Source organism: Paenibacillus aurantiacus (assembly GCF_042431225.1).
Lineage (GTDB): Bacteria > Bacillota > Bacilli > Paenibacillales > Paenibacillaceae > Paenibacillus_Z > Paenibacillus_Z aurantiacus.
In genome coordinates this window covers 1-21,129 of sequence record NZ_JBHMDO010000026.1, presented here as the reverse complement: position 1 = coordinate 21,129, position 21,129 = coordinate 1, and the positions used below count along the sequence as shown (strand labels likewise).

19 protein-coding genes are annotated in these 21,129 nt (G+C 61.2%); 13 read left to right on the top strand and 6 right to left on the bottom strand.

The features are described 5' to 3' along the window. Positions 1–352 precede the first annotated feature (352 nt). From ACFFSY_RS16505 to ACFFSY_RS16460, 10 genes are all read left to right on the top strand, one after another. Positions 353–1,132: a YheC/YheD family protein gene (locus ACFFSY_RS16505; protein WP_377495942.1), complete on the top strand. Its 780-nt coding sequence runs from the start codon at positions 353–355 to the stop codon at positions 1,130–1,132. Positions 1,133–1,239: 107 nt separating this feature from the next. Next, positions 1,240–1,422 carry a hypothetical protein gene (locus tag ACFFSY_RS16500; protein WP_377495940.1) on the top strand — a complete coding sequence of 61 codons (183 nt, stop codon included), beginning with the start codon at positions 1,240–1,242 and terminating at the stop codon, positions 1,420–1,422. Between the two features lie 114 nt (positions 1,423–1,536). Beyond that, complete coding sequence (locus ACFFSY_RS16495) at positions 1,537–1,737, top strand: hypothetical protein (protein WP_377495938.1); 201 nt, start codon at positions 1,537–1,539, stop codon at positions 1,735–1,737. 148 nt (positions 1,738–1,885) lie between these two features. Further along, entirely contained in the window at positions 1,886–3,343 is a 1,458-nt protein-coding gene (locus ACFFSY_RS16490; protein WP_377495935.1) for an SWIM zinc finger family protein, read from the top strand. A 151-nt stretch (positions 3,344–3,494) separates the two neighbouring features. Beyond that, a complete protein-coding gene (locus ACFFSY_RS16485; RefSeq protein ID WP_377495933.1) occupies positions 3,495–5,414 on the top strand; it encodes a hypothetical protein in 1,920 nt (639 codons plus the stop codon). Beyond that, the gene (locus ACFFSY_RS16480) at positions 5,393–6,484 is read left to right on the top strand and encodes an AAA family ATPase (RefSeq protein ID WP_377495931.1); all 1,092 of its coding nucleotides are present in this window, start codon (positions 5,393–5,395) and stop codon (positions 6,482–6,484) included. The genes ACFFSY_RS16485 and ACFFSY_RS16480 overlap by 22 nt, the downstream gene beginning before the upstream one ends. Next, the gene (locus ACFFSY_RS16475) at positions 6,481–8,895 is read left to right on the top strand and encodes a DUF5682 family protein (protein WP_377495929.1); all 2,415 of its coding nucleotides are present in this window, start codon (positions 6,481–6,483) and stop codon (positions 8,893–8,895) included. The genes ACFFSY_RS16480 and ACFFSY_RS16475 overlap by 4 nt, the downstream gene beginning before the upstream one ends. A 21-nt stretch (positions 8,896–8,916) precedes the next feature. Beyond that, a complete protein-coding gene (locus ACFFSY_RS16470; RefSeq protein ID WP_377495927.1) occupies positions 8,917–10,119 on the top strand; it encodes a VWA domain-containing protein in 1,203 nt (400 codons plus the stop codon). Between the two features lie 356 nt (positions 10,120–10,475). Next, complete coding sequence (locus tag ACFFSY_RS16465) at positions 10,476–11,873, top strand: GIY-YIG nuclease family protein (RefSeq protein WP_377495925.1); 1,398 nt, start codon at positions 10,476–10,478, stop codon at positions 11,871–11,873. 114 nt (positions 11,874–11,987) lie between these two features. Continuing rightward, complete coding sequence (locus ACFFSY_RS16460) at positions 11,988–12,350, top strand: MmcQ/YjbR family DNA-binding protein (protein WP_377495923.1); 363 nt, start codon at positions 11,988–11,990, stop codon at positions 12,348–12,350. A 318-nt stretch (positions 12,351–12,668) separates the two neighbouring features. Here ACFFSY_RS16460 and ACFFSY_RS16455 read toward each other — a convergent pair whose 3' ends face one another. Both ACFFSY_RS16455 and ACFFSY_RS16450 read right to left on the bottom strand, forming a co-directional pair. Continuing rightward, positions 12,669–13,514: a lipase family protein gene (locus ACFFSY_RS16455; protein ID WP_377495921.1), complete on the bottom strand. Its 846-nt coding sequence runs from the start codon at positions 13,512–13,514 to the stop codon at positions 12,669–12,671. Between the two features lie 212 nt (positions 13,515–13,726). Then, positions 13,727–13,894, bottom strand: a complete 168-nt coding sequence (locus tag ACFFSY_RS16450; protein ID WP_148933443.1) for a DUF1328 domain-containing protein — start codon at positions 13,892–13,894, stop codon at positions 13,727–13,729. A gap of 242 nt (positions 13,895–14,136) precedes the next feature. Between ACFFSY_RS16450 and ACFFSY_RS16445 the strand changes: the two genes are divergently transcribed. Continuing rightward, positions 14,137–14,691 carry a DUF948 domain-containing protein gene (locus ACFFSY_RS16445; RefSeq protein ID WP_377495919.1) on the top strand — a complete coding sequence of 185 codons (555 nt, stop codon included), beginning with the start codon at positions 14,137–14,139 and terminating at the stop codon, positions 14,689–14,691. A 79-nt stretch (positions 14,692–14,770) separates the two neighbouring features. After that, complete coding sequence (locus ACFFSY_RS16440) at positions 14,771–15,940, top strand: PP2C family protein-serine/threonine phosphatase (protein WP_377495917.1); 1,170 nt, start codon at positions 14,771–14,773, stop codon at positions 15,938–15,940. A 57-nt stretch (positions 15,941–15,997) separates the two neighbouring features. On the opposite strand, the gene ACFFSY_RS16435 is transcribed toward ACFFSY_RS16440, so the two are convergent. From ACFFSY_RS16435 to ACFFSY_RS16420, 4 genes are all read right to left on the bottom strand, one after another. Then, positions 15,998–17,194 (bottom strand): magnesium transporter CorA family protein, encoded by a 1,197-nt coding sequence (locus ACFFSY_RS16435; protein WP_377495915.1) that lies wholly within the window; start codon positions 17,192–17,194, stop codon positions 15,998–16,000. Positions 17,195–17,730: 536 nt separating this feature from the next. Continuing rightward, positions 17,731–18,522, bottom strand: a complete 792-nt coding sequence (locus ACFFSY_RS16430; protein WP_377495913.1) for a sigma-70 family RNA polymerase sigma factor — start codon at positions 18,520–18,522, stop codon at positions 17,731–17,733. Next, a complete protein-coding gene (gene rsbW / locus ACFFSY_RS16425) occupies positions 18,519–18,998 on the bottom strand; it encodes an anti-sigma B factor RsbW (RefSeq protein WP_377495911.1) in 480 nt (159 codons plus the stop codon). Before rsbW ends, ACFFSY_RS16430 begins: the two co-directional genes overlap by 4 nt. A gap of 30 nt (positions 18,999–19,028) precedes the next feature. Beyond that, positions 19,029–19,355, bottom strand: a complete 327-nt coding sequence (locus ACFFSY_RS16420; protein ID WP_377495909.1) for an STAS domain-containing protein — start codon at positions 19,353–19,355, stop codon at positions 19,029–19,031. A gap of 432 nt (positions 19,356–19,787) precedes the next feature. On the opposite strand from ACFFSY_RS16420, the gene ACFFSY_RS16415 reads away from it, so the two are divergent. Further along, complete coding sequence (locus ACFFSY_RS16415; protein WP_377495907.1) at positions 19,788–20,324, top strand: hypothetical protein; 537 nt, start codon at positions 19,788–19,790, stop codon at positions 20,322–20,324. Positions 20,325–21,129 lie beyond the last annotated feature (805 nt).

Here is a 21,129-nt window from a genome sequence, read left to right as displayed (position 1 = left end):
TAGGTGACGATGGACGATCGCGAAAAGTTGCCGGTCATCGTGGCGAGATGAGGAATCATGTGTCGAAATACGCGAAATAGCTCGGTTTGGCGGGAACCGGCAAATGGTGGGGCGCAAGACGTTCATCGCGTAAGCAATGCAGGAAGGGATGCCGCGACGTTCCTTTTTGCTGATTCCGACAAGCATCGAAGGAGGACGGCGGTTCCGGCGATTAATCCGGCGGATCTGTCTAATTTTCGGCTTGCTTGGCGCACCATGCGAGCAAAGAGCGCCAAAACACGGCATTTGGACCCATGCCAATGACACAGGAGGCGCGGCGCACTTGGACATAAGGTATTGCGAGGTGATATCCATGACGCGCAAAACCTATAACAGCGCCACGCTGAGGGGGAAGCTTCGCGTATGCCGATATTTGTCCGCGGATGACGAATTGCGGGAGCTGGTCCCTCGAACCGTGCGATTTACGCGCAAAGGCGTCTTGAGGATGACCGAGCGCTGCACGATCCTTTATATTAAGCCGGATGTCGGTTCGTTGGGCATGGGGATTTTCAAAGTTTCGCTGCATGAGGGCGGGTGCGAGCTGCTGGACACTACACGTCGCAAGCAGAGCCGCAGGACGTTCGATTCGATTGAAGCGGCTTACGGGTATATGAAGGCAAAGTCGAGCGGCCCCATGATCGTACAGGCCGCGATCGATTTGGATACCGTGGAAGGAAGTCCCTATGATCTGCGCGTGATGGTCCAGCGCAAGCCGGGCGGCAAGTGGACGTGCACGGGCAAATTCGCCAAGATCGGGGTAAAGGGCAAAATCGTCACGAATTACGCGCAGGGCGGCCGCCTCGTCACGCTGCCGGAGCTGTGGCGCCGCAAAGGGTTGGGCGAGAAGGAAGGCATCCAGCGCAGCGAGCTGCTGGAGAGCAAGGCGCTCGGCATTGCCCGGCTGCTGAGCGGCAAACGCGCCGGCATGCGGGAGATGGGCGTCGATTTCGCGTTCGACCGGAGCGGGCGTCTCTGGGTGCTGGAGGTCAACTCGAATCATCCGCAGTTCCATCCGCTTCGCAGCATCGACCGCCGAGCGTACTATCGGATGAAGCGGTTCGCGGCGAGCTATGGTCGTTTCTCGAGCAAATAGACGGCGGCCTGCCGCTTCTGATCTGCACGCCCGCTTGCGGGTCGAGCTCACGCTGCGCTACAATGAACCGTGGCGAGTAGTGGTTTGAACGGACGGAGGATGGGTGCATGAGGGAAGATAGCGACACAGCGCCTGAGGCGGCGGACGCGGCGGCGCTGCAGGAGGAGAACCGGCAGCTGCGCGAGGAACTTGGGCGTCTGCGCGAGGAGAATGCGAAGCTGCGGAGCGTCATCCGCGCGAAGGTGCAGGAGACAATGTCCACCCGTCTGAAGGATGCGCTGCGGGAGTAAGGCGGCTGCCTTCGGCAACGGCTGGCAGTCGAGTCTGGCTTGCCCAATTCCCAGGTGGAAAGCGGCGCGAAAAAACGATACAATATTAACAGAACACGCAGATGAGGTGATCTCATGTCAGAAGAACAATCGGTCCAACCGGAAGAGAAGAAGAAGATTTCGCTTGCCGAAGCAGTGAAGCAGAAGCTGGCCCAGAAGAAACAAGAGCAAGCCGAGGGCGGCAGACAGAAACATGGCCATGGCGGCAATCAAGCGGTCATGAAAAGCCAGAACCACAAGAAAGTCAACAACCAGCGCAAAAAGATGGGCGTATAGCAACGCGAACCGGAGGCCGGAGAGGCTTCCGGTTTTTTTATGCATTTTTTTAGGACATGTACGTCTCGGCGGCGCATATGACTAAGAGGAAAAATCAATCCAGCCGTGGAAATAGTAGGGTATCCCGGCATAGATGGAGATGACACGCATGATGACGGTTACGGAGGCATTCGTCGATTCGATCGCCTTGAACGCGGCCGCGGCCAAGAACGGCCGAGACCTGGTCAAGAAAAATAGCTTCGCGGCGTTAAACCAATCGGAGGACGGCACGCTGTTGTTCGGCGCCTGCAAGGGCAGCGGGAAGGAGCCGTACCGGTGCTCGGCGGATTTCGCGAAGCCGGAGAGCCCGGTATACCGGTGCTCCTGCCCAAGCCGGCAGTTCCCGTGCAAACACGTCCTCGGTCTCCTGTACGCGTATGCGCAGGGTCGCGCGTTCGAGAACGCTGCGGTCCCGGACGATATTGCAGAGAAGCGCGAGAAGGCGGAGAAGCGCGAGGAGAAGCGGGAAGAGAAGCGGCAGGCGGAAGCAGAAGGTGCCGCGGAAGGCGCCGCGCCGCGCAAGAAGACGAACAAGGCGGCGCTCGCGAAGAAGATAGCCGCGCAGCTGGAGGGCGTGGAGCTCGCCCGGAAGCTCGCGCTGCAGATCGCGCAGGGCGGCATCGCTTCGGTCGACGCCGCCATGGTGCGGCTGCTGGAGCGACAGATGAAGGAACTCGGGAGCTATTACGTGCCAGGGCTGGCGTCTTCGGCCGAATCGCTCGTCAGCTTGCTGCGTCGCGCCGAAGGACGAGAGGCAGTCTACACGGAGGCGATGGACCAGCTGACGGCGCTGTACGCGCTGCTCAAGCGGAGCGCGAACTACCTGAACGCAAGGCTGGCAGATCCCGAGCAAGGACCCGATGCTGCGACCGTGCTGGAGGAGCGCATTGGCCACGCTTGGCAGCTGGCTGAGCTTCGAGAGCATGGCCGCGCGGCCAAAGACGCTGAACTGGCTCAGCTGGCCTTCTATTCCTATGCGGACGAGGCGCGGGGAGAATACGTCGATGAAGGGCTTTGGTTAACGCTGCAGGATGGAGCTGTCGTGAGAACGGTCACGTACCGGCCATTCCGGGCGGCGAAATATATCAAGGAAGAGGACAGCTTCTTCCAAGTGGCGGAGGCCAAGGAGCTGTTCGCCTATCCGGGCGGGCTCAACCCGCGCGTCCGTTGGGAGGAGTCGCGGATGCGCGAGCTGACAACCGGCGATATCGGGCGAATCGCGGCTTCCGCGCTGACCTCGTTGGCCGAGGGGCTGAAGCTGGTCAAGAATGAGCTGAAGAATCCGCTCGCGCTCAAGCGGCCGGCGCTGCTCTTGCGCGCCAGACGGCTGACGGCCGTCGATGGCGGCGGATATGCGCTGGAAGACGAGCAGGGCGGCCGGCTGGCGCTCGGCGATCTGGGCGGCGCGCTGCCGCCGACCGCCGGGCTGCTTGAGCTGCTCGCCCCCGGACAGCTGGCGGACGTCGCGGTGCTCGTCATGTTCGGCCACGATTTGGATGCGGGCCGGTTGACGGCACAGCCGTTGTCGATCGTGACGGGAGAAGAAATCGTACGTTTGACATACTGATTGGTTTGAGCAGGCGATAGGCTGCTCAGCATTCAGTTAAGGAGATTGTGTTTGAGCAGGCGATAGGCTGCTCAGCATTCAGTTAAGGAGATTGGTTTGAGCAGGCGATAGGCTGCCCAACCGCCACTCTACAGAAAGGAAGCATGCCACGATGAGTATAGCCATATTAACGGAACTGCACGCGGAAGTGCGGCGACTGTTCGTCGCCGGCAGCGGCCTCGCCGCCAACGACCCGCGACTGCTCAAGCTGCAGCCGCAGCTGGCCAAGCTGGGGGAGACCTCGCCTGCGTTCAAGCGGCTGGCCGAAGGCGTGCGGAAGACGACGGACGCAAGCGGCGCGGTAGCGGCTGCCGCGCTGCTCGACTTGGGCGGATTGCTGCATGCGATGCTGTATACGCAAGGGAAGAGCGAGCCGCAGGGAGCGGGCGTGCCGATAGCCGCCCTCGCAAGCGCCGGGCCGACGACGGTCTCATACCGCAAGCTGGCGCCAGTGCTGGAGGCGTTGACGTCCAAAGGCGGCGGTCGGCTTCAGGTTATCCGGCAAGGCCATGAAGACGGCGTGTTCCGCGATTTTCGCGTCTTCCTGCCGGCCGTGCAGGGGCTGGCGGACGTACCGGAAATCGCCGACTACCTCGCGCGCGATGTGCTGCCTTCCATAGGCAGCAAGGTTGTGCCTGTGCTGCTTCGTCGGTTCGATGCGCAGGGCGGCAAGGCCGACGCGCGCATGCTCGGCGTCCTTCACGCGATCGAGGGCGAGAAGCACCTGACGCTGTACGAGCGCGCGGCTCGGGAAGGGGCGGTCGAACCGCAGATCGAGGCCATTGGCCTGCTTGCGCGCTACGACGGCTATCTGCCGCTTCTGCTCGAACGCTCGCACGACGGGAAGAAGGCGATCCGGCAAGCGGCGTACGATGCGCTGGCGCTGCAGGAGAGCGAGGCGGCCGCGCAGCGGCTGATGGAGGCGTTGTCCGGCAAGGATTACGAGATGGCGATCGAGCCGATCAGACGCTCGCGATACGAACCGCTGGAGCAGCGGGTCGTCGGGTATATTCGCAGCGAGCTGACGCACTATGGCGACGCCGTAGCGGAGTTCGAGCGGAGCAAGCGGGAGAATCCGGATCAGCCGCCGGCGAAGTCTTCGCCGAAGGTCGAGCTATCGTACGCCAGGCTGACCGCCGCGATTCATTCGCTGGAGGGCAAGCGGAGCGACGAAGCGCTGCGGGCGCTGTCCGAGCTGCTCGGCGATGAGACGTTCCTGTCCGGCGCGGACTTGAACGCGAAGGATTATGCCGCGCAGCTGCTGCTCGATATGGAACGCGATGAGGCCGACGCGGCGCTGCTGTCGCGCGACGGCACGGCTTACGGCTGGCTGGCCGGATTCCGGCTGCGGGCGGCGATCCGGCATTGGACGGCGGCAGAGGTGTACGACCGGTTCTCGCCGCTGTTCGCCAAGCGGTCGACGCCGGATTCGCGGACGGTCAGAGAAGCGCTGGCCGGGCTGCTGCCGGATCTGTACGAGCAGCTGCGGTATGCGTCATGGCGAAGCGAGGCGGCAAGCGCCGGTGAAGGGACCGCCCAGGAGGAACTGCCGCGTCTTCCGGAAGCGCTGGCCGACTCGCGCTGGATAAAGCGGATCGCGGAGGCGGACTTACCGCGGCTTCTGCTTCCGTACCTGCTCCGATACGAGGCGGACGCGGACGCGCTGAACTTTATGCGGACCAAGCTTGACGCGGCGCTGGCGACGCCGAACAAGCGGGAAATCGCCTATGCGCTGTGGCTCGGGCTATACATAGCAGGAGAACCGCTGGAATCCGAGCAGGCGAAAGCGTTCATCGGGCAGTTGACCGCCCAATACGGATACGCATACATTGATCCGGTATCGTCCGCGCTGCTTCGCTCGCTCCCGGCCAGGTACGCGCCGGAGCTCGAAGCGCTGCTGCTGGACCGGAACAAGGCGCGGCTTGCCGCCGTGCTGGAACCGATTTTGGAGGACACCAAACGCAATCAATTCGCCGAATTCCCGGCTGACAAAGGAGCGGAACGATACGCATGGCTGAGAAGCAGAATGTAATGAGATTGCCCGCGGAGGCGCTGTACGCGCACGAGCTGGCCGCACTGAAGGAATTCGACAAGGCGCCTCGACCGACCGGCTGGCAGCTGTCCCCGCGCGCCGTCCTCACGTTTCTGACCGGCGGCACCGCCGGCGACACGGTCATCACGCCGAAGTACATCGGCAACAACCGGCTGGTGGAAGTCGCGATCGCGACGCTGCTGACCGATCGGGCCCTGCTGCTCATCGGGGAGCCGGGCACGGCCAAGTCTTGGCTGTCCGAGAATCTGACTGCCGCCATCCATGGCAGCTCGTCCAAAGTCATTCAAGGGACGGCGGGTACGACGGAGGAACAAATCCGCTATTCGTGGAACTACGCGATGCTGCTGGCGAACGGTCCGTCGGAGCAGGCGCTCATCAAGAGCCCGATCTACCGCGCGATGGAGGAAGGCGGGATCGCCCGCTTCGAAGAAATCTCCCGCTGTGCTTCCGAAGTGCAGGACGCGCTCATCTCGATTCTGTCGGAGAAGACGATCTCCGTGCCGGAGCTTGGCAGCGAGATCGCGGCGGCGAAAGGGTTCTCCGTCATCGCGACGGCGAATACGCGCGACCGCGGCGTCAACGATATGTCCTCCGCGCTCAAGCGGCGCTTCAACATTATCGTGCTGCCGGCGCCGAGCGATCTGGAGACCGAGGTGGACATCGTCCGCAGACGGGTGAAGGAGCTGTCCGGCAGCTACGAGATCGCCTCTTCGCTGCCTGCCGACGACGCGATCCGCCAAGTCGTCACGATCTTCCGCGAGCTGCGCACCGGCGTGACGCTGGAAGGCAAGGAGAAGGTGAAAGGGCCGAGCGGCGTCATCTCGACGGCGGAGGCGATCTCGCTGCTGACCGGCAGCATGGCGCTCGCGGCCAGCTTCGGCAGCGGCGAGGTCGAGGCGCATGATCTTGCGGCTGGCCTGCAAGGGGCGATCGTCAAGGACGAAGAGAAGGACCGGAGCGTCTGGAAGGACTATCTGGAGAACGTGATGAAGAAGCGGGGATCGGAATGGCGGCCACTCTACAATGCTTGCCGGGAGATGAACGATTGAGCGCGTCCTCGGCAGAGGGCCGCGTCCACGTCTTCGGCGTCCGGCATCTGTCGCCTGCCGGGGCGCATCATCTCCGCCGGTTTCTGGACACGGTCAAGCCGTCCGTCGTGCTCGTCGAAGGACCCTCCGACGCGACCGATTGGATCGGCCAAATGACGAGGAGCGGCGTCGTGCCGCCGATCGCGCTCATGGCGTATACCGAGAATCTGCCGGTTCGGACGCTGCTCTATCCGTTTGCTTCCTATTCGCCGGAATACGAAGCGTTCCGCTGGGCGGCGGCCAACGGAGCAAGCGCGGCTTTCATCGACTTGCCTTCGGATATTTCGATCCCGTTGTACGATTATCGCAAAGCGGTCAGGCAAGAGGCGGAGGATGGGACGCTTGGCTCGGCAGGTCTTGATGGAACGGCGAATGAGCCAATTGGCGCGGACAGACGCGGTGATGCTTCCGCCTCGGGCAAGTCAGGGGTGTCTCGCCGCGATTACTATGCGAAGCAGCACGACCTGTACGAGCGGATCGCATCGCTTGGCGGCGAGGACGATTACGAAAGCTACTGGGAGCGGCACTTCGAACACGACGAGCGAACGGACGGCTACCGGCTGGAGATCGAAGAGCTGTCGCGCCAGATGCGCGGCTTGCTCGAACGCGACGAGCGGCTTGCCGATCCCGTGGAATCCGCCGTGAACGAAGTGCGCGAGAGCTATATGCGGCTTGCGATCGCCCGCAGGCTGGAAGACGGCATTCCGCCCGAGCGGATCGTGGTTGTTACGGGGGCGCATCATGTGTCCGGCCTGACGGCGGATCTGCCGCCGATGACCGAGGCGCAGCTGGCCGCGCTGCCCCGGACGGCGACGAAGCGGACGCTCATGCCTTACTCCTACTACAAGCTGTCCAGCCATTCGGGCTACGGGGCGGGCAATCCGGCGCCGGCGTATTTCGAGCTGCTGTGGCATTGCTTGCAGGAAGGCGGGCTTGCGCGCTTGCCGTCGCTCTACTTGACCCGGGTCGCCCAGCGGCTGCGGGAGCAGGGTACGTACCGATCGACAGCCTCGGTGATCGAAGGCGTCAGGCTTGCGGCCGCGCTTGCTTCCATGCGGGGGAGCAGTCAGCCGATCCTGAAGGATTTGCGGGACGCGGCGGTGGTCACGCTGGGCTACGGCGAGCGCGCGGTCGTGGCGGAGGCGATGGCCCGCACCGAGATCGGCACGGATATCGGCTATTTGCCGGAAGGGATCAGCCAGACGCCGATTCAAGACGACATGAACCGAAACTTGAAGCGGCTGAAGCTGGAGAAGTACAAGCGCGCCGAGGCCGGCGAACTCGAGCTTGATTTGCGGGAGAATCGCAGGGTGAAGTCGGAAGAGGCGGCTTTCCTCGACTTGAACCGCTCGACGTTCCTTCATCGGCTGGCGCTGCTCGGCGTCTCGTTCGCGAAGCGGAGGACGCTGCGCGCGGACGCCGGCGCCTGGGCGGAGCACTGGGTGCTGCAGTGGACCCCGGAGGCGGAGATCGAGCTGATCGAATCGACGCTCAAGGGAGAGACGATCGAGTGGGCCGCGGCTTACGCCATCCGCGAGCGGCTGGCCGACTGCGCGGATATCGCCGAGGCTTCTCGTCTGATCCGCATCTCCAGCGATTGCGGTCTTCCCGCTTGCGTGGAGGAGGCGAGAGCGGCGCTGCAGCGGCTTTCGGTGGACGGCCAGCAATTCGTGCCGCTCGCGGACGCGGCGTTCGAGCTGTCCGGATTGATCCGCTACGGCTCGATTCGCAAGATGGACACCGCGCCGCTCGCGCCCCTGCTGTCGCAGCTGTTCTTCCGGGCGGCCATCGGTTTGGTCGATGCTTCGGCTTGCAGCGACGATGCGGCCAAAGCCATGCTCGCCGGCATCAACCGAATACATTCGGTCTCTCAGGACCAGTACGAGATCGTGGATGACGAGCTGTGGAAACGGCAGCTGCGGGAGCTAGCCTTCCGCGACGACCGCAACGCCATGTTGTCCGGCTTCGCGTTCGCGATTATGCTGGAGCGTCATGCCGTCACCGAGCCGGAATGCGAACGGGAAGTCGCGCGGCGGCTGTCGCCGGGCATCCCGGCCGATCTGGGCGCGGGTTGGTTCGAGGGGATGTCGATGCGCAACCGGTACGCGCTGCTGTCGCGGCCTTCGCTGTGGGGACAGCTGGACGATTACTTGGGGTCGCTTGAGCCGGACCAGTTCAAACGCTCGCTCGTCTTCCTGCGCCGGGCGTTCGCCTCATTCGACGCGCGAGAGAAGGCGGCGGTGGCGGAGCTGCTCGGCGATCTATGGGGTACGGACGCGCAGCGGGACGCCGAGGCGCTTCAGCAGCCGCTGTCCGCGGAGGAGCTGGCGGCGATCGCGGCGCTGGACGAATTTGATTTTAGCGACTTCTAACGAGAGGAGCGTAATAGCGCGATGGTAACCGACGATAACGCGGAGCGGCGCAAAAGATGGCGGCTTGTGCTGGGCCATGCCGCGGAAGAGAATCTGCGGCCTCCGGACGGCGCGGGTATGCTGTCCGACGAGGAGCGGCTGATGGATGAAGCGCTTGCCGCGATATACGACGGCGACGCGCACGGGGAAGGCGAGTCCGCCCGCGGACCGCGCGGCGCCGGCCTAGGACCTTCCTATCCGAAGCTGGCCAAGTGGCTGGGCGACGTACGGAGCTTTTTCCCATCGGATGTCGTCTCCGTCATTCAGGCGGACGCGATCGACCGCAAGGGGCTGACCCAGCTGCTATTCGAGCCGGAGACGTTCTCGAAGGTGAAGCCCGATATCCGGATGGTCTCGACGCTCATGTCGCTGAAGGGGCAAATCCCTGAGAAGACGAAGGAGACGGCGCGGCAATTCATCCGGGCGGTCGTGGACGATATCGCCCGCCGGCTGGCGAGCGACATTCGCCGGGCGGTCACCGGGGCGCTCAACAAACGGCGTCATACGCCGCTGCCTTCGGTCACCGGGATCGACTGGAAGCGGACGATCGAGCGGAATTTGAAAAACTACAACGAAGAGCGGCGGCGCCTCATGCCGGAGCGGTTCTATTTCTTCGACCGGGCGCGCAAAAGCAACGAATGGACGGTTATCCTCGACATCGACCAAAGCGGCTCGATGGCCGAATCGGTCATCTACGCCTCGGTCATCGGGTCGATCTTCGCCTCGCTGCCGGCGCTCGATACGCGCGTCGTCGCCTTCGATACGGAAGTCGTCGATTTGACCGAGCAGTGCGCGGGCGATCCGGTCGATATGCTCTTCGGCATCCAGCTTGGCGGCGGCACGGACATCAACAAGTCGGTCGAGTATTGCAGCTCGTTCGTGCGGGAACCGAAGAAGACGATTTTCATCCTGATCTCGGACCTGTACGAGGGCGGCAACAACGCGGAGATGCTGCGGAGGCTCGGCGAGATGCATCAGGCGGGCGTGAAGGTGATCTGCTTGCTGGCGCTCTCGGATAGCGGCGTACCCTCGTATGACGAGCGCAACGCGAAGAAGCTCGCCGAGCAGGGCATCCCGTGCTTCGGCTGTACGCCGGACCGGCTGCCCGAGCTGCTGGAGTCGGCGCTTGGCGGCCGCGATCTGCTCGCGTTCGCGGCGGCCGCGGGCGGCAAGGGGAAAGGCTAGCGTACGGTGAAAAGCTAGCGTGTGGATAGGCGGAAATTAGCGTACGGAAGCCGAAAGGCCAGCATACGGACGAAAAGCAGGCGATTGTTCCCGTCAAGGCGGGATGTCGTCTGCTTTTCGTTTGCCGGTGCAGCGCACATCGGAAGCCGGAGGTGACGAGAGACGGTTGGCTTCGTTCCGGCCCATGCATTTTTGACAATATCAGGTTGCCGCTCCAAGGCGAGTCTGCTACACTATTGGCAAGAATATATGTTCGTGTCGATCGGTCGTCATCATGTCGGAAGTCAACTAGAGGAGGCAGCCCGGACGTCAGCATGCGAGCACCGGGCGGCCTAACGATTACGGGGGGATTCACGGTGTCTTCGTCCTACACGTTCCGCGCGGCGGATTTTCCGAACAAGCCCGGCTGTTACATTATGAAAGGCGAGGATGGCCGCATCCTCTACATCGGCAAGTCGAAGGCGCTGCGCAAGCGGCTCGCCTCGTATTTCCGGGGCAAGCACGACCGGAAGCGGATCGCGCAGCTCGTCGAGCAGATCGCGCATATCGACGTCATCGTCGTCAACAACGAGCACGAGAGTCTGCTGCTCGAGAACAATTTGATCAAGGTGCACAAGCCGCCCTTCAACCGGGCGCTGAAGAAGGACAACAGCGGCTATGCGTATCTCAAAATGACCGGCGGGCGCTTCCCGCGGCTGGACGTGCATTATCGCGACCGCCGGATCGCGAAGGAAGAGGCGCGGTTGGACGGTCCCGCCGAAGAGCCGCGTCTGACTAGTTCCGCGACGAAGACGCGGCAGGCACATCCTGTCGGACAGCCGAGTCAGGCGAATCCCGTCGAAGAAGCGCGGGCGGAGACTGCGGCTTCGCGCGAGTGCCCAGCGAGTAGAGAGGCGCGGCTTAGCGGTCACGACGAAGAGGCACAGAAGGAGATTGCGGCTTCCGGGCGCGCTCGTACCGTTCAAGACGCAAGCGTTCGCACCGCAGCCCCCAGGCACGCGAGCAGCATCTCGCGGCTGTCCACCGCTGCCGACTCGAACGAGGCGCGGTTCGGTCCGTTCGCCAGCACGTATTTCCGCGACCAACTGATGACGTTCATTAACGATCATTATCAGCTGCGGACCTGCGAGACGATGCCGAAGAAGGTGTGCCTGCTGTACCATCTGAAGCGCTGCAGCGGCATCTGCGAAGGGATGATCGCCGAAGAGGACTACCGGGCGAGCGCCCAGGAGGCCGCAGCGCTGCTCGCCAACCAGGGAGAACGGCTGATCGAGGCAATGAAGGCGAAGATGGAGCAGTACGCATCCCGGCTCGAGTTCGAGCGGGCGGCGCATATGCTGGAGCACATCCGTATTCTTGAGCGCGTGCCGGACAAGCAGGTCGTCGATCGGGAATCGCTGATGGACCAAGATGTCATCTACTTCGGAGAAGGGCATGCCGCGGTCGCGAAGATCCGCCAGGGGATGCTGCATGACCTGGATCTTTGCGAGTGGGCCGGCGGCGGGGATAGCGGCGGACTCGACCGATTCGTCATCGAGCGCTACCGGCATCTTCACCGGCCGGACGAGCTGATCGTGAGCGATATCGGCGACCGCAAGGCGGTGCAGCGCGCCCTACGGCGCCGCGGGCAGCGCCCGCTGCAGCTCTATGTGGCGCCTAAGCGGGGACTCCGCCGCGAACTGATGGAGCTGTGCCGGGCAAATTACGAGCAGCGGATGGCACTGCGGGCGACGGCCGCGGGCGGAGAGCATTAGCGAGGCGAAGGCTGGCCGATCAGGTTCCCAATGGAATATTAACGGCGCACAGCAGACTATAGCATCACTCGGGCTCATGACAAGCGGGATCGCTTCGGCAGCAGCCCATTATGTATGGAGGAGGCGACACCCTTGCAAGCGATTATCGACTACTGCAAGCGCAAGAAAGCGGCAATAGAGGATTACCCGTTCGGCCCGGAGCCGCTCGTCATGAAGGTGGGCGGCAAAATGTTCGCGCTCATCTCCGATTCGTCCATCTCACTGAAGTGCGACCCGGCCATCGCGGAGAATTTACGGGAGCAGCATGAGGCGGTCAAGCCGGGTTATCATTTGAACAAGAAGCATTGGAACACCGTCTTGGTGGACGGATCGATGGAAACCGACGATATTTGGGCCATGATCGACCATTCGTACGCGCTCGTCGTCTCCAAGCTGACGAAAGCGGAACGGGAGCGGGTGGAAGAAGCAGCGAAATAATCGCGGGCAAGCAGAATTAAGACGGCGGGTAGTGCATGGGGACGATGTTCCTTCGCACAGCCGCCGTCTTTGTGTTTTCGAAGCGATTTCACGTGGAAGGGCTCGCCTTCGAGAGGTCACTCGTTATCCCTCGCAATCATCCATTAGCGGGCCATAAGTCCAGCGTCCGACAAATCTCCGTAAGCTTGCCGGTCGATCGGATCGGCCGACGGCTTGGCGTTGGACAAGGCCCGCATACCGCAGCTCACTTCCGCAAAGCCCCTCCACCCGCATGCCCTCGCCATCAAGCGGCTAATCCATGTTGCATCTCCGATCGCTTCAATTCTCGACCGGACACCAGCCAGGCGGCTCCGCGCAGATGGCGGCGGCGAAAGCGGGCGCTTGCCGTGCCATGTCGGCGAAATAGCTGCTTAGAATATGGTTGCCGCCGACCGAACCGGTACGGAAGCTGAGCGGCGATTCGCCTTTCACGTGCAGGTAGGCGTAAGTTTTCTCCGTGCGCGGGGAGCGGTAGAGCAGCGGCGGCAGGTGCGGCACGATATCGAACTCGTTCTGGATGCGAACGTGGTACGGGACGGTGTGATTATACTTGCGTACGAATTTCGGGTCGCCGACGCGGGGGGCGGCGAACGTGTAGACGATCAGCTGCTTATGATTGCGGTTCGCAGCGATATCGAGTGCGGCCAGCGTGGCAAGCGCGCCGCCAAGGCTATGGCCGGTGACGAATAGCGGCTTGTCGACGGGCAGCTGATCCAATAGCCCGTGAATGGCTTGGCGGGCGGACATGTAGATATCGGTAAAGCCATGGTGCGTCTGGCCGGCGTCCGTTACCGGCTTGTAGGCGATTTGCTCGGCGATGAGATCGGATACCCAATCGACGGCGGAGCCCGTACCGCGAAACGCGAGTATAGCCGCCCGATCCGATTCGATGACGAAGCCGAACGGCTCGACGACGCCGTTATACACTTCTGCCGAGAACGGGCCGACAGTCATATAGGTGCGGGGCAGCATGAACCAGTGCTGTGGATTATGGAATTGCGCATACGTCTGACCGCATACTGCGGCTAGAAACAGCGCGGTGCGGATATCCATCGGATTCTGTTCTTGCCGTTGCTCGTGCACTTGCCCTTGTTCATGCTCCTGGCCTTGCTCTTGCTCTTGCATGGGCAACTCCCTCCTCTGGCAGCGCGTACCAGCGGACAAGGCGCCGCGTTATCACGCTTTTGCTGCATGGTATGCACGCCTGGGCGGTTATGCCACAAGCTTAGGAGAGGTGCAGCACTCAGACCACGCCAAGAAGCCGGCATGCTCATCATGAGCTTGCCGGCTTCTTGCTTGATACTGCCTTTGTAGCGTTTAACGCGGATTACACCTCGTTATAAGGATGAATTACGGCGTCCCGTGAAGAGGGAGACGATGAACAGAATCAGGAAGACAAAGAACAAGATTTTGGCAATTCCGGTTGCCGCGTCGACGATGCCGCCGAATCCGAAAATCGCGGCCACTACTGCAATAATGAAGAAAATCGCTGCCCAACGTAACATGAGCAATCACCTACCCTTTCGCATCAAGAATGTGGTATGGAGTCGTTCGCAAGCGGCCGATGCACCTCCCTGAGCGGGTTGTCCATCGTGGCCGTCTTCCGATCGGCTCCGACCTGCTTGTTCGGACTTTAACCGCGATTCCGCAGGTCGAAACAGGGCCGCGAAAGGGGTTCAACTCGGAAGGGGACGGGTAATCATGGACTAGAATCACGATATGAAAAGCGCGAAAGAGAGGGATTTGGATGATGTTTGAAATTGCGATGCTGATTATCGGCTTGTCGGTTGCGGTGCTCGTATTTTTCCTGATTCAAACGCTTAAGAAAGTGCAGACTTCGCTGGACGCGGCCAGCCGCACGCTGACCGAGGTGCAGGGCGTCGTGCAGACCGTCAAAGGCGACGTGAGCGAGATCGTCACGAGCGCCAGACGCATCGCCGACCAAGCGGAAGGCAAGCTGACCGCAATCGATCCGCTTGTCGAAACGGTTCGCGAGACGGGCGAGGTGCTGCATGAAGTGGCCAGCGTGGCGCACAACTTCTCTTCGCTCTGGACGGAGCGCCTGAATCGCCGCGCGCAGATGTCGGCGGTTAAGCAGCAAGCGAAGCTGGCCGCTGAGGAAGCGGCTGCCGCCAATACGCGCATCAGCATGGATGCGGGACATGACGGCTTGCGCCCGGCGCATACGATTAGCGTAGAAGGCAGCCGCGCGCTGCATGCGGACGTCAAGCCTTCCCCGTCTTGGCTCGACTACGTGGAGACGGGCGTCAAAGTAGCCCGCGCCATTACAGGCACGCGCTAGCATGCAGCTAGCGTTCATTGTAAAATAGGTAGCAGGTAGATTGGGATTTGAGAACATCCTCAAGCTGGGAGAACGAAAGATGCGTATAGTAGTCGTAGATGATAATCCGATGAACGTGACGGTTGTGCAGGAAATTTTGAAGCGTGCGGGGTATACCGATATTTTGTCGGCCTCCTCCGGCATGGAGCTGTTCAAGCTGCTGGGGCTGGAGAGCGACGGGCGAGAGCCGGCAACGCCGGGGACGGACGATCACGGGGTCGATCTGATCCTGATGGACATGATGATGCCCGGTGTAGACGGCATCTATGCTTGCCGGGCAGTCTACGAGACTGAGCGGCTTCGCGACATTCCGATCATCATGGTCACCGCGATCGGGGACTCGAAGAAGCTAGCGGAAGCGCTGGACGCCGGTGCAATCGATTACGTGACGAAGCCGATCAATCGGATCGAGTTGCTCGCCCGCATTCGTGTGGCGCTGCGGCTCAAGGAGCAGAAGGATTGGCATAAGGAAAGGGACCGCCGCGTCCGTGAGGAGCTGCAGCTGGCGCGGGAAGTGCAGAGCGCGGTATTGCCGCATCAGTTGAGCGAGGAAGGGATTCGGATCGAGGCCATCTACCGGCCGTCGGAGGAATTGTCCGGCGATCTGTACGCATGGCACCGGATCGATCGCAATCGCTACGGCATCGCCGTGATCGACGCGATGGGACACGGCATCTCCTCGTCGCTCGTCTGCATGTTCATCGCCTCGGTGCTGAAGGACGCGATGGCGAAGCTGGTCGATCCGCAGCTCGTCGTGTTAGAGTTGAACCGTCGCTCGCAGCAGCTTCAGTTCGCCGATCAGCTGATCCAGTATTATTTCACGGCGCTATATATGGTCGTCGATCTGGAGAAGAAGCAGGTCGAGTATGTGAACGCCGGTCATCCGGCAGGCATGCTCATCCGGGGAGCGGACAGCAGCGTTGTGCCCTTCGCGCAAGGCGGCATCGCCATCGGGATGTTCGATCGCATCCAGGTGGAGAAACATACGATCGACATCGCGGCCGGCGACCGGATCGTCCTCGTCACGGACGGGATTTTCGATCTCGTCTCAGGCGCGGACGAAGAAGAGGACCAGCTCGCCAAGCTCACGGAGGTGCTTGGGCCGTTCGGCGGCAGCGTGCCGCCGGAGGAGCTGGAGCGCCACTTGTTCCATCAGGATGATTCGAACCGCCAGGATGACCGCTGCCTGGTGATGGTGGATATTCTATAATCCGCCCGGCGGTAACTCAAAAAGGGAAATACGTACTCGGCCTGGAAGCGTCTCTTCCTAGCCGACGTGCGTATTTCCCTTTTCGTCATCCGGCTGCGGACCGGGCTTACGTCTGCCGCCGCGTCCGCGTTTCTTGCGCGGCTTCGTTAGCTGATCGATCGCGTACGGCCGCTTGTCGTTCAGCAAATCGCCCGTCCAGCCTTTCAGCCACAGCCACCAATAGATGGCGATCGTGCTGAAGAGCACGACGAGACTGGCCACCATAAAGCCAAGGGGCTCCTTCGCATAAGGAATTCGCTCGAAGTTCATGCCGAACAGCGCGCCGACGACCGTGGCCGGGGCGAAGAGCGCCGTGAAGATCGTCAGCGTCTTCATGATCTCGTTGCCGCGGAAGCTGGAGATCGCGTCATCCATCGCCAGCAGCGTATCGATCTCGATGGCGTAATGCGTCAAGAGGGCGCTAATTCGTTCCAGCTTGTATTCGATCCGCTTGAATTCCTCCTGCTCGACGAGCGTGGCCAGGAACGCTTCCTTCGCCGCGCTGTGGATCTCGCGAATCGGGATGAACAGGTGGCTCCAGTGGAGCAGGTCGTATCGGCGCTCGAAAATATCGTTCATTAGCCCCGTTCGATTGCTCGCACGCATCGCGCGCTCCAGCTCGCCAAGCCGCGTCTCGAAGCCGTCGAGGCCAGAGTGGAACGTCTCCAGCAAGCAGGCGATGATGACGAAGAATGCCTCGGGCGCGGACTGGCATCGGTCGAGCTTGTCCTTCCACGGCTCCATCTGCAGCCGGATCGCCAGCCGCATGTCGTGGTGCAGCGTGACGAGCTGCTTCGCCGTGATCCAGAAGTGAAGGGGGGCGATGTCCTCCGCATCGTCGGACGCTTGGAACAGCAGAGTGCCATGCAGTACAGGCTCCCCGCCGTTCCGCTCCGAGACCGCAATATGGTTGTAACGGCAGTTCTCGGTTTCCTCCAGCCATCCGCCCAGATCGGGCAAATCTTGCTTCACAAGCAGCCGAAACTCCGCCTTCTCCCGGTCGCTTGACTCCGGCGTGACCGATCGTGACATCGTCAGGCGGGGAGGATCCGCATGAGCTGCACGCGATAGGGGCTGGGGGTCTTCCCGTTTCGGGGAAGGGCGGCTGCCGGCTGCCGTCTTGCTTCGTCGGCTTAGTCCTTCCGTCGCCTCGCGCGGCGAATGCAGGACATGCCACTCCCATTGGGAAGGGAACCTCAGCATACGATGCATCATAAACGTTGAACCTCCCGGGTAATCCGTTCACAGGGTTATGTTTCCATCATAACCGTAAGTGCCGGCTTTCACAACTTTTCGGACGGTTTATCCTGTTAAAATTTAGGTTGGCGAAGCATACGCTACAGCCAGAGGACGGCAAAAAGCACGCCCCGGGTTACGGGAACCCACGGCGTGCTTGTCCGAACGGATCATAGATAAACCAAATAAGTGCGGACTATCGGACAAGACGTCTTCCCGCGCCGCTTCGCCGGACATGATTCCGGTCTTATGGGCGCACGGTGTACCCGCCAAGAAATGGCCTCGTCGGCGTACGGCGGGAGACTGGAATGCTCCGCTCGAAGGTGGTTGGTGGCTGAATGCGTCATGAACGAGGCACAGCATTTCCCAGCAGCGGGAAGCGGGGCCGTCGCACGGTCGGTGGTCTCACACGACATGCGTCAAGTGCAAGACTCGGCGATTACCCATCGGCGGGAAAAGGGGCTGCCACATGTCGCTGAACTCGACAGAGGTATATTTGAGCGCTTGGAAAAGCGTCAAGTGCCGGTTCCGTAATCCCCGTCCTCGTGCCCTTCGCTCAACAGCTGCTTGAGCTTGTCGATCGCTCGGCGCTGGATGCGGGAGATGCTCATCTGCGAGACGCCGAGCTGGTCGGCGATCGTTCGCTGCGGCAGTCCTTCCTGATAGATGAGCAGCAGCACCTGCTGTTCTTGCGGCTTCAGCTGCGCCATCGCCGCCTGAAGATCGAGCTTCTTATCGACAGTCTCGTAATCGTCGGCTTGCGAGCCGATCAGATCACCGAGCGTCGTCGTATTCTCTTCTTCCGAGATCGGCGTGTCTAGCGACACGTAATGATACAGCTCGCGGCCCGCGAGAATCTCAGTCGTCTCCTCGACCGAAAGCTCCATGTACGCCGCGATTTCTTCGATCTTGGGCGAACGCTCCAGCCGCACGGTCAAATCGTCGACCGCTTGCTGGACGGCAATGCCTTTCTCTTTGATGCGCCGCGGAACCTGGACGTACCACGACTTGTCCCGCAGGAAATTTTTCATGTGGCCGATGATGCTTTTCATTGCATACGGTTCGAATTGAACGCCGAGGCTCATATCGAACTGCCGAAATAGGCGGATTAGCGCGATCTGTCCTACCTGAAGCAGATCCTCATATAAATCAGGGCGATTGCGCGAAATTTTACCGGCCGCCATTCGGACCATCGGCTCATAATGCTCGATTAGCGTCGTCGCCGCATCGTTCGTCGGATTGCTCTGGTATGCCAGAATGAGATCCGCACCGGATACGAGAGTCTGCTTGGCCGGCCCTAGATTCATGCCAATTCCCCACTTCTGACCAGACGTTTGGTCAAGACGACTTCAGTCCCCATGTCACTGTTGACTTCGACTTGATCCATAAGCGCCTGCATAAGATAGAGGCCGAGACCGCCTGCTTGCAGTTCGTCGACCGATTTGCCCGTTGCCGGCTGCGCCCTGCGGGCGGCAGCGGCGGCGTCAAAGCTGCGACCATCGTCTTTGACCACGATGGAAAGGGCGTCCGATTGCTTAATAAAACGCACTTCGATGCGAGGCGCGATTTCGGGCGCGCTCATCGTAGCGCCTGGCGCCAGATCGCCGTACGCGTAGAGCACCGCATTATTGCAGGCCTCCGACACGGCAACTTTCATGTCTTCGATTTCCTCGTAGGAAAATCCGATTTTGACGGCGAGTCCATATAGAGTTAGGCGGACCAGGTCGATGTATTCGGCTGACGCTGGCACCTGGAGCAGTACGACTTCTTCATTTGCTTTCATGGCGTGGTCTCGTTCCTTTCTTCGTGACGATCAGGCTTGCTGCTTGAGCAGAAATGGTGTAATGCCGGTCATGTCGAACAGCTTGCGGATATTAGGGGGGATGGCTTCCACCGCGAAAGGCGCGTTGTTCGCGTGGCGGGCTTTCAGGACGGAAACGATAATGCCGATGCCGGTGCTGTCGACGTAACGAAGATCGCGAAGATTGATCGTCAGCTCCCGATCGCATAGCTCCACGAGCGGGGACATGGCCGCCCGCATCTGCGCCGCAGACTCAAGGTCGAGCTCGCCGCCGACGAATACGGTGCATTTGCCCTCCTTGTTCTCGGTGCGAAGGATCAATTTATCGGTTTGTTTCATATGGACGTCCTCTCCTGTAAACGTAAATTTATGTAGCGATTCCGCTGCAGCGTTGAGTGAGAATGGGAAGCTGCCCGCAGGGCGGCAAACGCACATTTCCTTTGTAAGGATGATTTAACCGCTCCGAAATGGGTTGAAACAGGAAAATGGCACAAAGCTTATTTCTAATTTTATCCGATTGAGGGCAAAAGAAACAGGGTATACCAAGCGTACGAAGGCTGCGTTTTGCGAAAGAGCCGGGCTTTGGCTTCAGCCGTTCGGCCAGGACAGTGCGCTGCGCGGGACCTTCGGCGGCGAAGGCGTTGCGCGGTACCGTGCGGTGCCGCGCTTGCGGGGCCGTTGGCGATAAACGACAATGGCTCGGCCAGATCGTTTTCGCGGTTCGCGGCGGAGATCAATTTAGGTAGGACAACCTTTCGGGAGGCGATTGGGATGGCGTATAAATTGGGCATTTTCAGCACGCAGCAGCAGGTAATCGAGGTGATTCAGGCGCTGGAGTCGGAGGGCATCGCGAGCAGCGCGGTTCGCGTCATTGCGAAGGACCACGAGCACACGAATCGGATCGAATCCGAGACGAGCGTGCACGCGGACGAGGTGAACGACTTAACCGAGACGCGACATCAAGTGAGGGATAACGACGACGTCCCGTTGGGCTTCGTTGGGCTTGCAGCGGGATCGGTCGGCACGGGCTACGGCACGGGCACGCCTTCGGCGGTCGGGCTAACGCCTTATTATGGCGCAGCCGTCCTGAGCGGCGTAGGCGACGGCGACTCTGAGATGATCGAGTCGCTGCGCGCGCTAGGCATTTCGGGCGACGACGCGAAGACTTGCCGGGATGCGATCGCCGAGGGCGCGATCGTCGTCGCGGCAGAGACGGGCGACGCCGCTTCCGGCGAAGGACCGGACCTGACGCCGGCCGGCGCGGCCGAAGCCGCGTTCCGCAGGGCGGGGGCGCGCACGATTTTATAGGCAGCAAGGTGAGATGAGGTAGCAAGGTGAGATGAGGTAGCAAGCTGGTAAGAAGCAGGGATGGGACAGGCCGAGCGATCGGCCTGTTTTTTGTTGCGTGCTGGTGAGAGAAGTGCGATTGAGCGAGTGTATGGGGGAGCGCAATAGCGAATCGCTAGTGGGGCAGGCGGGCGATAGTGAGTTGAGAGTAACTATCGAGCGTGGCAGGGTAGAATCGGAGCGCAATAGTGACCTGAGGATCGCTAACGGGTGCTCGAGGGTGGGGCAGGCGGGCGATAGTGAGTTGAGAGTAACTATCGAGCGTGGCAAGGTAGAATCGGAGCCCAATAGTGACTTGAGGATCGCTAACGGGCGCTCGAGGGTGGGGCAGGCGGGCGTTAGTGAGTTGAGAGTAACTATCGAGCGTGGCAGGGTAGAATCGGAGCCCAATAGTGACTTGAGGATCGCTAACGGGTGCTCGAGGGTGGGGCAGGCGGGCGATAGTGAGTTGAGAGTAACTATCGAGCGTGGCAAGGTAGAATCGGAGCCCAATAGTGACTTGAGGATCGCTAACGGGTGCTCGAGGGTGGGGTAGGCGGGCGATAGTGAGTTGAGAGTAACTATCGAGCGTGGCAGGGCAGAATCGGAGCGCAATAGTGACCTGAGGATCGCTAACGGGGTGCTCGAGGGTTTGTATGACGGGCGATAGTGAGTTGAGAGTAACTATCGAGCGTGGCAGGGTAGAATCGGAGCCCAATAGTGACTTGAGGATCGCTAACGGGTGCTCGAGGGTGGGGCAGGCGGGCGTTAGTGAGTTGAGAGTAAC

Excerpts from the sequence above, each read along its gene's own strand:
- ACFFSY_RS16505 (WP_377495942.1), top strand. The coding sequence starts at position 353 with ATGACGCGCAAAACCTATAACAGCGCCACGCTGAGGGGGAAGCTTCGC.
- ACFFSY_RS16500 (WP_377495940.1), top strand. The coding sequence starts at position 1,240 with ATGAGGGAAGATAGCGACACAGCGCCTGAGGCGGCGGACGCGGCGGCG.
- ACFFSY_RS16495 (WP_377495938.1), top strand. The coding sequence starts at position 1,537 with ATGTCAGAAGAACAATCGGTCCAACCGGAAGAGAAGAAGAAGATTTCG.
- ACFFSY_RS16490 (WP_377495935.1), top strand. The coding sequence starts at position 1,886 with ATGATGACGGTTACGGAGGCATTCGTCGATTCGATCGCCTTGAACGCG.
- ACFFSY_RS16485 (WP_377495933.1), top strand. The coding sequence starts at position 3,495 with ATGAGTATAGCCATATTAACGGAACTGCACGCGGAAGTGCGGCGACTG.
- ACFFSY_RS16480 (WP_377495931.1), top strand. The coding sequence starts at position 5,393 with ATGGCTGAGAAGCAGAATGTAATGAGATTGCCCGCGGAGGCGCTGTAC.
- ACFFSY_RS16470 (WP_377495927.1), top strand. The coding sequence starts at position 8,917 with ATGGTAACCGACGATAACGCGGAGCGGCGCAAAAGATGGCGGCTTGTG.
- ACFFSY_RS16460 (WP_377495923.1), top strand. The coding sequence starts at position 11,988 with ATGGAGGAGGCGACACCCTTGCAAGCGATTATCGACTACTGCAAGCGC.
- ACFFSY_RS16455 (WP_377495921.1), bottom strand. The coding sequence starts at position 13,514 with ATGCAAGAGCAAGAGCAAGGCCAGGAGCATGAACAAGGGCAAGTGCAC.
- ACFFSY_RS16450 (WP_148933443.1), bottom strand. The coding sequence starts at position 13,894 with ATGTTACGTTGGGCAGCGATTTTCTTCATTATTGCAGTAGTGGCCGCG.
- ACFFSY_RS16445 (WP_377495919.1), top strand. The coding sequence starts at position 14,137 with ATGATGTTTGAAATTGCGATGCTGATTATCGGCTTGTCGGTTGCGGTG.
- ACFFSY_RS16440 (WP_377495917.1), top strand. The coding sequence starts at position 14,771 with ATGCGTATAGTAGTCGTAGATGATAATCCGATGAACGTGACGGTTGTG.
- ACFFSY_RS16435 (WP_377495915.1), bottom strand. The coding sequence starts at position 17,194 with ATGATGCATCGTATGCTGAGGTTCCCTTCCCAATGGGAGTGGCATGTC.
- ACFFSY_RS16430 (WP_377495913.1), bottom strand. The coding sequence starts at position 18,522 with ATGAATCTAGGGCCGGCCAAGCAGACTCTCGTATCCGGTGCGGATCTC.
- rsbW (WP_377495911.1), bottom strand. The coding sequence starts at position 18,998 with ATGAAAGCAAATGAAGAAGTCGTACTGCTCCAGGTGCCAGCGTCAGCC.
- ACFFSY_RS16420 (WP_377495909.1), bottom strand. The coding sequence starts at position 19,355 with ATGAAACAAACCGATAAATTGATCCTTCGCACCGAGAACAAGGAGGGC.
- ACFFSY_RS16415 (WP_377495907.1), top strand. The coding sequence starts at position 19,788 with ATGGCGTATAAATTGGGCATTTTCAGCACGCAGCAGCAGGTAATCGAG.